The 13779-nt window shown below is 50.2% G+C and carries 14 protein-coding genes; 4 read left to right on the top strand and 10 right to left on the bottom strand.

The genetic code is table 11. The annotated features are described in order from the left end of the window. Window positions 1-381 precede the first annotated feature (381 nt). A complete protein-coding gene (locus QZL71_RS10385; RefSeq protein WP_294648675.1) occupies window positions 382-1134 on the top strand; it encodes a hypothetical protein in 753 nt (250 codons plus the stop codon). Window positions 1135-1181: 47 nt separating this feature from the next. On the opposite strand, the gene QZL71_RS10390 is transcribed toward QZL71_RS10385, so the two are convergent. The 7 genes from QZL71_RS10390 to QZL71_RS10420 form a co-directional block, all read right to left on the bottom strand. Then, on the bottom strand, window positions 1182-2465 hold the full coding sequence (locus QZL71_RS10390) for an amidohydrolase family protein (protein WP_097781667.1): 1284 nt from the start codon (window positions 2463-2465) through the stop codon (window positions 1182-1184). Window positions 2466-2599: 134 nt separating this feature from the next. After that, entirely contained in the window at window positions 2600-3586 is a 987-nt protein-coding gene (locus QZL71_RS10395) for a substrate-binding domain-containing protein (protein ID WP_294648677.1), read from the bottom strand. 72 nt (window positions 3587-3658) lie between these two features. Next, complete coding sequence (locus tag QZL71_RS10400) at window positions 3659-4408, bottom strand: amino acid ABC transporter ATP-binding protein (RefSeq protein ID WP_154260446.1); 750 nt, start codon at window positions 4406-4408, stop codon at window positions 3659-3661. A gap of 6 nt (window positions 4409-4414) precedes the next feature. Beyond that, complete coding sequence (locus QZL71_RS10405) at window positions 4415-5089, bottom strand: amino acid ABC transporter permease (protein ID WP_005945729.1); 675 nt, start codon at window positions 5087-5089, stop codon at window positions 4415-4417. After that, window positions 5070-5729 (bottom strand): amino acid ABC transporter permease, encoded by a 660-nt coding sequence (locus QZL71_RS10410; protein WP_120080190.1) that lies wholly within the window; start codon window positions 5727-5729, stop codon window positions 5070-5072. Before QZL71_RS10410 ends, QZL71_RS10405 begins: the two co-directional genes overlap by 20 nt. Window positions 5730-6340: 611 nt before the next feature. Next, window positions 6341-7657 carry a sensor histidine kinase gene (locus tag QZL71_RS10415; protein WP_294648679.1) on the bottom strand — a complete coding sequence of 439 codons (1317 nt, stop codon included), beginning with the start codon at window positions 7655-7657 and terminating at the stop codon, window positions 6341-6343. A gap of 19 nt (window positions 7658-7676) precedes the next feature. Continuing rightward, window positions 7677-8399, bottom strand: a complete 723-nt coding sequence (locus QZL71_RS10420) for a LytR/AlgR family response regulator transcription factor (protein WP_294648681.1) — start codon at window positions 8397-8399, stop codon at window positions 7677-7679. A 325-nt stretch (window positions 8400-8724) separates the two neighbouring features. Here QZL71_RS10420 and QZL71_RS10425 point away from each other — a divergent pair, with 325 nt between their 5' ends. Both QZL71_RS10425 and QZL71_RS10430 read left to right on the top strand, forming a co-directional pair. After that, window positions 8725-9012, top strand: coding sequence for a type II toxin-antitoxin system Phd/YefM family antitoxin (locus tag QZL71_RS10425; protein WP_097775323.1), 288 nt, complete (start codon window positions 8725-8727; stop codon window positions 9010-9012). Then, a complete protein-coding gene (locus QZL71_RS10430) occupies window positions 8996-9313 on the top strand; it encodes a type II toxin-antitoxin system RelE/ParE family toxin (RefSeq protein ID WP_097775322.1) in 318 nt (105 codons plus the stop codon). The genes QZL71_RS10425 and QZL71_RS10430 overlap by 17 nt, the downstream gene beginning before the upstream one ends. A gap of 430 nt (window positions 9314-9743) precedes the next feature. On the opposite strand, the gene QZL71_RS10435 is transcribed toward QZL71_RS10430, so the two are convergent. The 3 genes from QZL71_RS10435 to QZL71_RS10445 form a co-directional block, all read right to left on the bottom strand. Further along, entirely contained in the window at window positions 9744-10331 is a 588-nt protein-coding gene (locus tag QZL71_RS10435; RefSeq protein WP_294648683.1) for a reverse transcriptase domain-containing protein, read from the bottom strand. Continuing rightward, window positions 10328-10795, bottom strand: a complete 468-nt coding sequence (locus QZL71_RS10440) for a hypothetical protein (RefSeq protein ID WP_294648685.1) — start codon at window positions 10793-10795, stop codon at window positions 10328-10330. The genes QZL71_RS10435 and QZL71_RS10440 overlap by 4 nt, the downstream gene beginning before the upstream one ends. 221 nt (window positions 10796-11016) lie before the next feature. Continuing rightward, complete coding sequence (locus QZL71_RS10445; RefSeq protein ID WP_097839217.1) at window positions 11017-13056, bottom strand: retron Eco8 family effector endonuclease; 2040 nt, start codon at window positions 13054-13056, stop codon at window positions 11017-11019. Window positions 13057-13300: 244 nt separating this feature from the next. Between QZL71_RS10445 and QZL71_RS10450 the strand changes: the two genes are divergently transcribed. Continuing rightward, window positions 13301-13779: replication initiator protein A (locus QZL71_RS10450; protein WP_294648687.1), on the top strand; the 479-nt coding region annotated here is incomplete at its 3' end.

Below are 13779 nucleotides of genomic sequence, written 5' to 3' on the forward strand. Positions count from 1 at the left end.
CCGCGGCATGGACCAACTGGCCCGCGCGGCCGGGCGGCTGATCCAGAACGAGATCCGTGAACTGGGCGATTGAACCATATTTTACCAGAACAGCCCACAGATGGGAGGCTTTGGCCTTGCCGTCTGTGGGCTGTTTTTGATACATAACACAACTGATTCACTCTTGCAACAACCATGTTTCGGGTCACTGTTGCAGGATGCGCGGAAATATTTTGTTTTTCTGCAAACTTATAGTTGTTTTTTGTTGTGAAGTATGCTATACTATGTTCAGTCAATAAAACATTCCTGCGTAAGCCGCCTGCTGTGCACCGGGTCGTTTGGCGCAGTGTCCATCCGTTATACAACGAACTGCTGTGTTATAGTTTCAGGAGGGAACCGATCATGGATGCCAACCGTTATTTTGATGCCATGCACAACGCTATGTCAGCTCAGCACCCCGGTGCGCAGCTGCTGTTAACGGTAAAGCTGCAGGACACCTGCGGCAACGATGCCTGCCTGGAGCTGAAGCAGCTGCCCGGTGAGAGCACCTCCATTCTGTGCTACTCCACCATGGGTCGCCGCTGCCTGAACTTCCAGCTGTTCCGCAAGGGCTGGCAGCTGTGCCACAACGCCGATGGCCAGCTGGTGGGCCGCTTCCCTTCCAGCGCCGACGGCCTGATCGACGAGACCGATTTCCGCGCCTACTGCCGTGAGGACAGGCTGGATATGGCCCGCACCCAGCGCATCACCGCCGAGCTTCGCCAGTGCGCCGGTATCGATTATCGGGGCAGCATCCCGCAGAACGCCCGCACCGGTGCCGTTATTACCGTGGAGAGCTTTGTAGGGGCCGGTGCTCGCTGGACCTACTGGAGTCAGGATGTTCTGCCCAGCCTGCCGCTGGGTGCCATCCTCTACTGGCTGGCGGATCATCTGGCCGGTGCCGAGCGCCGCACCCTGCAGGCCGACCCGCAGGCAGCCCGCCTTGCCGCCCAGTGGCTGGCCGGTGATACAGCCGTATTCTTCCATCCGTCGGTGCCGATGACCGCCATGAATACGGTCTCTTCCGGCTCTGCACCCGCACGCCGCCGCACCACTGTGCCCGCTGCCCGCAACAAGAGCTGGCAAAGCATCATGGCCGTGATGGCAGGCATGTGAACGAAAAAGCAAGGAAAGACCAATCGTCTCTCCTTGCTTTTTCAGTATTATTCGAGGTACGGGTCGAGCAGGGCATCCACCGTTTTGTTCCGCTTGGGATTCGGCTTTTTGATCACATGGCCGCGGCAGACCACCAGTTCCAGATGCTGCAGCGCACGCAGGTCTTCCAGCGGGTTGTGCTTTGTCACAATAAAATCTGCGCTCTTGCCCGGCTCAATGGAACCGGTCACGTCTCCTACTCCGGCCAGCTGAGCATTGCGCAGGGTGGCCGTGTACAGGGCGAACTGGTTGCTTACACCGCAGTATTTGTGGAAGTAGCACAGCTCCCGCCAGAAATCGTACTGGGTGATGTACGGGCAGCCTACATCGTTGCCCAAGGCCACCGGGATGCCGTTGGCAAGGGCGGTCTTTGCGCTTTCCACCACACCGTCAAACACGATCTTGCCGTTATACTGGTCCTTTTCCGAAGCGCCAGAAACCGCCGTATCGAACAGTGCGTAGGGCAGCGCCGGGGAGATGGTGGTGCACACAAAGGCTCCCCGCTCCTTGTAAAGCCGGATGGTCTCATCATCCATCTTTGCGCCGTGCTCAATGGAATCCACGCCGTTTTCCAGCGCCACCTTTACGCCCTCTGGCGACTCGGTGTGTGCCGCCACGGTATAGCCCAGCTTGTGGGCCTCGTCGCAGACGGCTTTGACCATTTCCGGCTTCATCTTCAGCTCGCCGGGGGTTCCCTTTTCGGTGGCATCCAGCACGCCGCCGGTGATCATCAGCTTGACAAGATCCACCTTCTGTCCGCTGGCCTTTTTGAGCTGAGCAAGTGCTTCGGCATTGTTATGGGCCGCAACTGCCACCGAGCCTGCCATATGTCCGCCCGGCACCGAAATGCCTTCGTTGGCAGCAAGGATGCGCGGTGCCAGCAGCTTGCCAGCTGCAGCATCGTCCCGGCAACGGGTGTCAAAATCTGCAATGCCGCCCACGGTGCGGATGGTAGTCACGCCACCCAGCAGTTCCAGCTTCGCGTAGCTGCATACCAGCCTGTAGGCCACCGCACGGGTCAGGCCATTGCTCAGAATTTTGCGCACCAGCGCAGCATTATCCCGCGGCTTTGCGCTGGGCTTGCCGTTGCCTGCCAGATGCACATGCAGGTTGATCAGGCCCGGGCACAGATAGCCTCCGTGCAGATCGATCACCTCATAACCGTCCAGATCCACGCCCTCATCGACAATGGCAATGATCTTATCATCCTCGGTCAGCAGGATCTTGTGCGCTTCCGGCTGCATCTGCTCGGTGCCATCCAGCAGGATCCCGTTCGTATAGGCACGTTTCATTGGGAACATCCTCTCTTTTCGGTTTTTTTCGGACAGGAGTTGTTTTGTTCCAGTATAGCACGATCCGGCAGATGGTGCAATGCAAAAACGGGCAGGAAAGGTTCAGCCCTCTCCTGCCCGCTCGGTGTTTTTATTTACTGTGCGGCTGCGCTGGAAGCCACTTCGGAAGCAGCAGCCTCAGAAGATGCGGCTTCCGAAGAAGCATCTTCGCTGGATGCGGCATCTGCGCCGCCGGTCACGCCGCCCTCAACGACCAGCTCATCCTCATAGTCAAGGCCGTAGGTATCCACCAGAGTCTCCTCATAGTCCTTGTGGAAGAAGTTCTCCTCGCCCAGAGCCTTGATCTCCTCGTTCAGCCAATCCAGAACAGTGGTGTTGCCCTGGCTCACAGCGGGAGCAATGGTGTCCTGACTGCCCAGAGAGGGAATGCCGACCGTGTAGCCGGTGTTCTGCTTTGCAAATGCAATGACCTCGGTGTTATCGTTGGCCCATGCCACGCCGTTGCCGTTCTCCAGTGCGTTCTTGGCCGTTGCATAGGAATCGTACTTCTGCAGCGGAATGTCGGGGTACTCCTTGGTCAGGTAGGTCTCGGCGGTGGTGCCGGAAATGACGATCATCTGGTCGTCAGCGTTCCAGTTGTCCAGAGTGGTGATAACGTTGCTGTCCGGAGAAATGACACCCAGAGCCACGTTCATGTAAGGCAGAGCAAAGTCCACTTCCTCTGCGCGCTCCGGGGTCACGGTGAAGTTTGCCAGGATCACATCCGCCTTGCCGGTCTGCAGGTACTCGATGCGGTTGGCAGCCTCGGTGGAAACGAAGTTGATCTCTACGCCCAGATCCTCGCCCAGACGGCGTGCAAAGTAGACATCATAGCCCTGATATTCGCCGTTCTCGTCCACATAGCCGAACGGGTTCTTATCGGAGAACACGCCGATGTTGATGGTGCCGGACTCCTTGATCTGATCCAGAGTGCGGTAGACCACGCTGCTGCCGGATGCTGCGCTGCCGGATGCTGCAGTGGAAGCAGAAGAAGAGCCGCCGCATGCGGTCAGAACAGCGGCAGCGGAAACTGCACCCAGACCCAGCAGGAAGGAACGACGAGAGATCTTAGACTGTTTCATAATGATTACTCCTTTACAAAATCTTTCCCATTTGGCTGCGGAACACCCGCAGCCTTTATCTTGATCTGTGACTCATTTCACAGCATCAAACGTGAAGGTGCGCAGGAAGCGTTGCGCGCGCTCGGTCTTGGGCTGGTCAAAGAACTCGGCCGGTGCAGCTTCTTCCACGATCTTGCCGCCATCCAGAAAGATGACGCGGTTGGCAATGGCGCGGGCAAACTGCATTTCGTGGGTGACGATGATCATGGTCTTGCCCTGCTTGGCAAGGTCCAGCATAACGTCCAGCACCTCGCGCACCATTTCCGGATCAAGGGCAGCGGTCACTTCGTCAAACAGAAGGATCTCCGGGTGCATACACAGCGCGCGCACGATGGCAACGCGCTGCTTCTGGCCGCCGGAAAGCTCCCGCGGGTAGCTGTTTTTCTTGGCAAGCAGGCCCACACGGTCCAGCAGAGCTTCGGCCTCCTGCTGCACTTCCGCTTTGGGGCGCTTCTGCACCTTGGTGGGTGCCAGAAGCACATTGTCCAGCACCGTCATGTGCGGGAACAGCTCGTAGCTCTGGAACACCATGCCGATGCGCTGGCGCAGCTGAGTCAGATTTTTACCGCCGTAGGCAACGGTCTCATTGCCCAGCCGCACCCGGCCGCTCTGGGTGGGCTCCAGACCATTCAGACAGCGCAGCAGGGTGCTTTTGCCGCAGCCCGAAGGGCCGACCACCACGATGACCTCGCCGGGCTTGACAGCAAAGCTGATATCATCCAGCACGGGGGTCTCGCCATAGGCCTTGATCAGATGTTCAACAGTCAAAATAGGTTCTGCCATGTACGGTCACTTCCATTTCTTTTCGAGATAGGATGCCAGCAGACTGATGGGCCAGCATACGAAGAAATATAACACGAAAACCGTGAGATAAATGCCAAACGCTGCGTTGGGGCTGGCGGTGCGGTTGGCCTCGATGATCTGCTGTGCTACCTTGATCACTTCCACCACACCGATCATCAGCACAAGGCTGGTGGTCTTGATCATGCGGGTAATCAGGTTGATGGACAGCGGAATCAGGCGGCGCACCGTCTGCGGAATGATGATGTACCAGTAGGTCTGCGCACGGCTCATGCCAAGGGCCTCGGCGCTCTCATACTGGTGCTTCGGAATGGCGATCAGCGCACCGCGCACAAGATCGCTCATTTCTGCGGTGCCCCACAGCACAAACACGATGATGGATGCCGTCTCGCCGGAAAGGTTCCACCCAAAGGCACGGGTGGTGCCGAAGTAAACGAGGAACAGCAGCACCATCTGCGGCATGATGCGGACGAACTCCAGATAAAGCCGCAGAACCGCCTTGATAACGGGGTTGCGGGAGGTCATGAGCACGCCCAGCAGGATGCCCAGCGGCAGGCTGATGATCACCGAGACGGCACTGATTTTGAGTGCAACGCCAAGGCCGCCTAGCAGGCGGGCCATGTTTTTGCCCTTGAACAGGACATCAAGACCCAAATCCAGCATAGCGCAGCCTCCTTTCGATCAGGCTGCCCACAATGGACACCGGCAGCAGAATGATAAGGTAGAACACCACCAGCAGGAACAGACATTCGATGGTTTTGGAGTACATGCCGATGAGGTCCTTTGCCGTGAACATCAGGTCCATCAGGCTGATGGCGCTGAACACGCTGGTCTCCTTGAGCAGGAAGATCACATTTGCCATGAAAGCCGGCATACTGGTGGACATGGCCTGCGGCAGAATGATGTAGCGCATGGTCTGCCAGCGGTTCATGCCAAGGCTGTAGGCACTCTCGGTCTGGATGGGCTCAATAGCTTCCAGACCGCTGCGGAACGCTTCGGCCATGTAGCTGCCGCCCAGAAACGCCAGACCGGCAATGCCGCAGATCTCGGCATTGGTGCGGATGCCCACCTTGGGCAGGCCATAATAAATGAAGAACAGCTGCACCAGCAGCGGTGTGTTGCGGGACAGCTGGATGTAAACACCCACGATCTGCCGCAGAACGGGCACCTTTTCATACTGGATCACTGCGCAGGCAAGGCCAATGATGATGGCAAAAATGATGCCTGCAACGCCCAGCCGCACGGTAAGTACAGCGGCCTTCTGGTAGAGCGGCAAATATTGCTGGATCGCATTCCAGTCCATTGCCGGATTCCTCCCTTGTATCCTGATTTGCGGGTCAAAACAAAACGCCCGGAAGCTCCCTCTTCAAGTAAGCTCCCAGGCGGTCAGCGACAGATCCTTCTGCGTGTTCCCACACAGAATATGCAGATATGCTCACACGGCATACCATACTGCAGGGCGGCCGGTCCGGGAAGCGTTTGCGGTACAACAACACATTGCGCAACAACACATCATAGCCGTTTCCTCCCTGAATGATCTCAATTTTCGGATTTGCTCGACCCGATGCACGTAGTTTACACCCTATTACCCATTATGTCAATATGATTATGGGACTTCTTTCGATTCTTTGCTCATTCAGCCTAAAATCATCTCATTCTATGTGTAAATTTTATTCATTTTTCAACTTGACCGTATGCGTCGTGCGGACAGCAAAAAGCCCTCCCGTCGGGGGAGGGCCGGGCCGGATAAAGATTTTTTAGGAAAGTTTAAGAAACAGCCGGTTTTGCTTTCTGCTGCCATATGCTCCCCTCCTGCCTTTTCTTTTGTAAATAAGTATCATGATCTCCCGGGAAAAGTGCAATCAAAAGGCACCGGCTTGTGCAAAAAAGCCGGTGCCTTGGGGCAGGAATATTTTACAGGTTCAGCAGCACATTAGCCCGGAAAACGTTGCCGCTCGTTTCCACCGTCAGATTGCCGTGATACCTGTGCACGGCAGTTTCGACGGAAACAAGGCCGATGCCCTGTCCGTCATGCTTGGTGGAGTGCAGAACGCCGCCCTGCTTTTTCAGCACGCCATCGTAGCGGTTCTCCACCATCAGGCCCATCATGGCCGGGCTGAGCATCCGGGCCAGCACCTTGACCTGCCGTTCTTCCGGCGGCAGCTTCTGGCTGGCATGGAGCGCATTTTCCAGCAGGTTGCCAAGAATGGTGCACAGGTCGGCCTCCGGCAGGGGCAGGAGCTTGGGCAGTTCCAGCTTCCATTCGATCTGGATGCCCTGTTTCCGGGCCTCGTAGTCGTAGTGGCCGGCAAGCGCATCCACCGCAGCGTTGACGCACAGGGTGGGTCTGGCATCGCTGAGTTCGCTCTCGTACTGGCTCAGGTAGCTTTTCAGTTCATCCAGCCGCCCGGCCTCGGTCAGGCCGGAGATCACATGCAGGTGCTGGCGGAAATCGTGCCGCAGGTGGCGGGTCTGTTCCAGATAGCTGCGCAGCTCCATATAGCGGCGGGACTCCACGGCCAACAGCTGGTTTTCGCGGTCCAGCTGGGAGCTGCGGGCATACTCCTTTGCCACGCGGTACATCTCGTACAGCAGCAGAAAGATGCCCAGCAGCGAGATGCTCACTGCCAGCACCGCGATGATGCGGATGCGGTTCATCAGGATGACGCCGATCTCCTTCGGCATACAGAACACCAGAAACGCCGCGTACAGCGCCGGCAGCGGCCATGCCGACTCCCAGAAAGCTTCGCCGTGGTACTCCTGCAGCAGCCACCGGCTCCAGCGCACTGCCGTAAAGCGGAAGATGGCGCTGAGTATCACCGAGAGGGTCAGGCAGATGACCGAGGTGCTGGGCAGAAACACCGGCTGTGCATTGTCCAGCTCAGCTTCCGCGTTCAGCACAATGGCAAGCAGGGTGCACACAGACATCATCACCGCCGACACTGAGAACAGAAACATGGTCTGGCTGATCGATACTTCCCGGTCGGTGCGCCAGCGCAGCAGCCAGAAGCTGATGATGAGCAGCGGGATGAGCAGGAAATTCGTTTCTATGTCCAGCATGCAGCACACCGCTGCGCCAGCCAGACCCATCAGTGTGATCGCCGACGCACCGATGGCATAGGTTTTACGCGGTGCACGCAAGTGCTCCTGCAGCGAGGCAAGGCAGAGGTATTCTGCCGGATACATCATTGCAAATTCCAGAAAAAAACGTCCAAACAATGCAAAATTCACAAGCGCTCTCCTTTCCGGGTCAGAATTCCCGCTGCATACCACGGAACTGGTACTGCGTAAATTGGGCAAGCAGGCTGTTTTTGTCCTTCTGCCGCACCGGCAGATGGGTCCCATCCAGCATTTCAATGCAGTCGCCCTCAAACCGCAGCACCTTGGACATGTTGATGATCACGCCGCGGTTGCACACCAGAAATTCCGGCTGGGTCTGAAGCTGTTCCTGCACCTGTGCAAAATTTGCCGTGGCCCGGCACTCGCCGTCATCCGTGACCACACGCACATAATGGTTCTGTGCCGTAGCATAGTAGATCTTGGTCAGCGGCAGCCGCACAATCTGCCGGGCAATGCGCACCTCCAGCTCCGGCTGCTGACGGCACAGCACCCGCCGCAGCTCCCCTGCCAGCTGCTCAAACTTTTCTTCCTTATAAGGCTTGAGCAGATAATCGAATGGATGTACCGGAAAGGCATCCCACACGTACTCCGGCGAGGATGTCACAAACACGATCAGCAGGTCCGGGTCGGCCGCACGCAGCCGCTGCGCCGTCTCAATGCCATTGGTGCCCTCCATGCAGATGTCCAGAAACACCACCTGATACCCTTCGCGCCCGCCGGTCCGCAAAAATTCATCTCCGCTGGCAAAACAGCTGCAGGATATGTTCTCATTTTCAAATGCCTTTTTCAGCAGCTGTTTCAACCGTTCGGCATCCGGCTTGCTGTCTTCCACGATCGCCGTCCGCAGGTTCATTGCTGCACCCCCTGTTCCTTCTGCTTCCCTGTTTTTTTATATTATAGCACAAGTTCCGCCTTCCGTGGTCTGCCATTCGCGCACAAAACAGCCCGTTTCGCGCAGGTTGCGGCAGTGGGCAGAAATTTTTTTGTGTTTTCCTGCTGCAATGCAAAACAAAAAAGGCACCACACAATGTGTGATGCCTTTCTGATCTGGTGGAGATTACCGGGATCGAACCGGAGAACGAAGTGACAGCTGTTCGCATTGACTTCGTTGCACAATATGGATATAATATAATTAGAATTTTACTATTATAGATCGTTCAGGAGCAGGAGGTGCTTTTATGAATATCCGTCCATCTGCAGCGATTCGTCAGAACTATAACGAGATCGCCGATCTGTGCAGAGAAACCGCTGAGCCGATTTTTCTCACCAAAAACGGCGAGGGTGACTTGGTCGTCATGGACATCGAAACCTACAACCGCCGTGAAAAAATGCTGAAGCTCCGCGAAGAGCTGCTTTCCGTGGAAGAGGACCGGATGCGTGGAAGCGAGGGCTATTCGATCGACGAGGTCACTTCCATGATGCGCAGTGCGATCAAGGAGGCCGCCGGACATGGAGCAGCAAAATAAATACCGCGTGATCGTGTCAGCACGGGCTGCTCAGATGCTGGTGTCCCACGCCGCATTTCTGGCACAGGTCAACCCTGCAGCAGCAGAGCGGCTTACAGTGGAATTTGAAAAGGCTGCAAAATCTCTGGAGCAGATGCCGCAGCGCTGCCCATGGCTCAAAGGCGAATACATTCCTAAAAATGCTTACCGATTTATCTTGTTTGAAAAACGCTATATGCTTATCTTCCAGATCGTAGATCATACGGTTTATGCAGATCATGTGGTAGATTGCAGACAGGATTACGGCTGGCTCATCCGATGATCAACAAAGGCGGTGGCTTTCCCTTTTGTGGGAAGCTCCCGCCTTTTTCTGCGTCTGTATAAAAAGAAAAGCACCATACTTCCTACGAAGTACAGTGCTTTCTGGTGGAGAATACCGGGCCGATTCTGATCACGGTGACCCTCTTGCAGTCCATGCACGGCGCTCTCCTGGGTGAGCTAAGCCCTCACTCGTTTGGCAACAACAAAAAAACACCACACGTTTCTGTGTAGTGCTTTTTCCTTCTGGTGGAGAATACCGGGATCGAACCGGTGACCTCTTGCATGCCATGCAAGCGCTCTCCCGAACCACGCACTCACGCACCCCCACACAAAGGTGCGAGGATGAACAATATTCGATGTAAAAACGTTAAAATCGAAGAAATCACTTCTGTATTCCCTTTGGAGAGGCTATTGTGACAGCAATGCCTAATTTAATTACTGTTTCTTATAGGTAATGCTTGTTCCAAAAGCAAAATTTGCGCTTCAATTTTGCGAATTAGACGTTGCAGCTCCTTTTGAAAAGACGTTTGCAAACAATTTGTATCAACCATTGAGATCAAATAGGCCCGATAACCACATAGGTACTGGCTAAATTGAAAAATGCTTTTAAATGGATACTCCTTTAGATTTCGATGCCTTAAAGGTAGTTTATTGGCCTTTGAAAGAAATTCATCTAATCCAATGCTTCTTATCAGTGGAACATTTTCTTTCGTAAACTTGACAATTTGGCGAATGTCAAATAAGCGATTCCGCGATAAACGAATTTCATTATTTGAAATAACGTAGCCATTTAAAATGATTTCTTTGTGTCCATACCGAATTTTTGAATAATTGAGCGATAGCTCCTGCGATTTCAAAATATATTTTATCTTTTTCAGAAACCATTTCTTATTTTCGAAATCAAATGTGTTGCTTGAAAACAGTAAATCATCTGCATACCTCGTATACTGCACATTAAAAACTTGACAGTATTTTGTGATTCTTTGATCTATTCTCGCCATAACAAGGTTAGAAATCACAGGGGATGTAGAGGCTCCTTGAGGCAATCTTCCATCCTTCCATCCAAGGTGACGATTTCTCCAATTAAATCAAGCAGCTTTTCCTCCTCAGCATCATTATCACACCGAATAATTAATGAGAGTTCTCTTTTGACGGAAGAAATTTTAATGGACGGAAAGAAATTCGCAATATCAATTCTTAGGAAAAACTCTGCGCCAATATGCTCTGATAAAAAAGATTTGTAATTTTCACCTTTTTTAAAGCCTTTAACGCAGATGGGAAGGTCTTGCTTAACTAGATATTTATTAAGTAGCTCTCGTTGAAGCTTCCACAGACTTGATTGTCTATCTAGATAGTTGATTGTGCGGGTTCCGCCCTTTTTGGGAATTTCAAACTCATTATAATCTTCTTTAGAAATTTTTCTTAGAACTTTTAAATAAGACGTACCCCAAACTAAATTACAGAATGACTCTGTAGTAAACATAGCATTTTTCTCCAATAAAAAGAAACAGAGAGCAGTATATAAGTACTTTCCTAACAAATCGCGAAGCGCGTGCTTTACACAGCACATGGAGGAATGATCACGCCGCACACCGGCAGCGGGCATAGCCATTTAGTGACCTTAGTTCCTTGGAATTCAGTTTGCTACACTGACATCAAGGCCTTGATTGCTCAAGCATTGCTACTTATATACTACTCAACTGTTCACTCTTGAATTATACCACACAAATTCTCAAGAAGCGAGTACAATTCGGGAAATTTTTCTTTAAATGCAGTCTGAACTTTCTTAAGGTTGTTTTCGTCCTCTAAAAATTTACGAGCTTCCTTTTCAGAAAAAGTACCGTCTATAGGGATAATCGACTTAAAAAATTCGTCTAAATAATTGGACACCCAGCCAGATGTCTTTTTCCCAATTATATTTTTTTCAATAGACAATTCAATGTCCGACATGTCTTGCGTTAAATTTCTTTTTATATTTCTCCAAGATTTAAGAAGGTCGCTTTTTCCGTTAAACACAAGCCTTAATAAATTTATTTGATCATTCCGAGAAAGTCTATTAAAATATGTTAGAAAATCATTATATTCAGTTTCTTTTTTCTGCCGTTGCAAAAAATCCAGAGAAAACTGAATTGTGTTCTTATTAATCAGGGCACCTTCTACCGTTGTAGAAAACGAAAAAACATTATATCGCAGCAAATACTCACGAACTGATAAAATGAAATCATTGTAATTTGAATCATTGCAGCTATAAAAAGGAAAACAATAGTGAATGCGCAGCTTCTTTTGCATTTCGTTAATACGTTTTCGCTGATAGTAAAGATAAGGCTCTAGTTCATGCTTGTTCCGAAAACGGAATTTTTCTTTATCGTTATCTGGAAAATACTCTTTTTTCAATGAAAAAGAATTCAACTTTTCATCGTATGATATTGCTTTATCGATATCAATCAAGCAAACATATGGCGTTTGAGATTTTGATAACTGAGGATTCATAATATTTAGTATAGGCGTATCACTCATGGCCTTGAATACGTCAACACTTCTAAATTTCGGGAAAAGCATCTTTATATAGGGATTTGAAAACAGTTCCAGTTCTGTTTCGCCTTCCACAAATAGAATACATCGTGAAAAATAAGAATTGATATGGTCATCTTCTACTCGATATTTTGACACTGGGCTATACTGAGAAAACTTTTTCATCCTATAAATATGTGAATACCCATCAACCAGTTTGATATTGTATATTGCTGCCGATTCAGAACTAGCGATGATGTTTTTTATCAAGCGAGGAGAATGCGTGGAAATGAAAAGGCTCAAACGTGAATCAACACATATGAATGATTCTGCCAATTCATCCAAATAGTTTGTATGAAGACTTATCTCCGGTTCATCAAATAGCACAATGGGTTCTTTCAATTTTGTTTTAGATATTGCCTCAATTGATTTAATCAATAATTCGATATATTTTACTGAATTTGTTCCAGCGGAGTAATAATTGAGACGTTTTCCTTTTTGGTATATGGACTCTCCTGAAAAGAATGTCTTAGTTAGAATTTTAGCAAATTCCTTTGAAGTTGATGGTTTAACACTTACACCGGCTGCGTTGAATACATTTATTATTTCATTCAACTTTTGAGACATTTCGTGGCTTTCATTCAATAAATCATCATTTATTTTAGCCTTTATCGTTTCACGCTCCGCATTAGAAACCTTTCCGAGTTCTGCTAAGACATCCCAAATGTATCCCCACTCTGTTATGTCAAGATTGCGAACATCCACATAGAAAATTGGAAATAAACTTTTTAAAATCAAACGATCTTCATATGAGTAATTCCATCGTATCGTGTGTCCTTTAACTTGAGATAACTCGATTTGAAGCTTCATGTCCTTTGTGGCGGATGCCATGGCTATTATTGCTTTGTAATATCCCGCATATCTACTTTTTTCGCCAGACTTATCTTCCAAAAAATCTGGAGTCACATCGGAATTTGATTTTGAAATTTTGACAAACTGCGAAAAATCGTAGACTAAGGAAATTTTCAGTTCATTACTATAGCGATTGTTTTCATCAAAGACATTATCACTAGCTGCTGAATACGTAAGATTTTTGTAGAAGTAATTTATAGCATCAAGAATCGTTGTTTTTCCGGATCCATTTTCGCCAATAAGGACATTTAATTTTTCTAATGATATATCACAATTTTTAATTGATTTGTAATTTTTGATAATTAAACGAGTTAATGGCATTCTGACTTTCCTCTCGCTTATGAAGTTTTTGAAATCCTATAATTATTATAACTTTACAAATCCTTGCGTCAAGCTATTTTGTCTTTTCATCGTAAAAACGTTGTACACCAATGCTTACGGTTCACCGAAAGTGCAATTTTGATTTTCAAAATCGGAATTGCGCTTTTTATTTTCCACAAATCTATTGCGAGGAGGCTTCCTACAATGTCAACATCGTACCGCCACCGTTTCACAGTACTGTCGCATGACCCTTGATTACTTCTATGGACAAGCCGGAGAACTTTTCTCATTCTACCGCATCCCGAAAGCTCTGTTTCAGGAGTCACGGTTCCAGAACTTGTCAACCGATGCCAAAACACTGTACGGTATCCTGCTCGACCGCATGAGCCTGTCCGTGAAAAACGGCTGGCTGGACGGGCAGAACCGGGTGTTCATCATCTTCACGATAGAGGATGTCAAGAGGGCATTGTGTTGCGCAGACAACAAAGCGACCAAGCTGCTCCGGGAACTCGAAAAGTTTGGTCTGATTGAACGAAAACGCAGAGGTCTGGGAAAGCCAAGTTTGGTGTATGTGAAGAACTTTTCGGCAGAATCGTCAAAATCAATATTCCAGAATCGTGATTTTCACGATTCTGGAGGCTTCAAAAACGCAAGTCAAGACCCTTCAAAATCACGATGTAATAAGACTAAAGAGAATGATACTGAAATGAGTGAGACTGATCC

Origin of the sequence: uncultured Faecalibacterium sp. (genome assembly GCF_900066275.1) — a bacterium.
GTDB classification, from domain to species: domain Bacteria; phylum Bacillota; class Clostridia; order Oscillospirales; family Ruminococcaceae; genus Faecalibacterium; species Faecalibacterium taiwanense.

Excerpts from the sequence above, each read along its gene's own strand:
- QZL71_RS10385 (WP_294648675.1), top strand. The coding sequence starts at position 382 with ATGGATGCCAACCGTTATTTTGATGCCATGCACAACGCTATGTCAGCT.
- QZL71_RS10390 (WP_097781667.1), bottom strand. The coding sequence starts at position 2,465 with ATGAAACGTGCCTATACGAACGGGATCCTGCTGGATGGCACCGAGCAG.
- QZL71_RS10395 (WP_294648677.1), bottom strand. The coding sequence starts at position 3,586 with ATGAAACAGTCTAAGATCTCTCGTCGTTCCTTCCTGCTGGGTCTGGGT.
- QZL71_RS10400 (WP_154260446.1), bottom strand. The coding sequence starts at position 4,408 with ATGGCAGAACCTATTTTGACTGTTGAACATCTGATCAAGGCCTATGGC.
- QZL71_RS10405 (WP_005945729.1), bottom strand. The coding sequence starts at position 5,089 with ATGCTGGATTTGGGTCTTGATGTCCTGTTCAAGGGCAAAAACATGGCC.
- QZL71_RS10410 (WP_120080190.1), bottom strand. The coding sequence starts at position 5,729 with ATGGACTGGAATGCGATCCAGCAATATTTGCCGCTCTACCAGAAGGCC.
- QZL71_RS10420 (WP_294648681.1), bottom strand. The coding sequence starts at position 8,399 with ATGAACCTGCGGACGGCGATCGTGGAAGACAGCAAGCCGGATGCCGAA.
- QZL71_RS10425 (WP_097775323.1), top strand. The coding sequence starts at position 8,725 with ATGAATATCCGTCCATCTGCAGCGATTCGTCAGAACTATAACGAGATC.
- QZL71_RS10430 (WP_097775322.1), top strand. The coding sequence starts at position 8,996 with ATGGAGCAGCAAAATAAATACCGCGTGATCGTGTCAGCACGGGCTGCT.
- QZL71_RS10440 (WP_294648685.1), bottom strand. The coding sequence starts at position 10,795 with ATGTTTACTACAGAGTCATTCTGTAATTTAGTTTGGGGTACGTCTTAT.
- QZL71_RS10445 (WP_097839217.1), bottom strand. The coding sequence starts at position 13,056 with ATGCCATTAACTCGTTTAATTATCAAAAATTACAAATCAATTAAAAAT.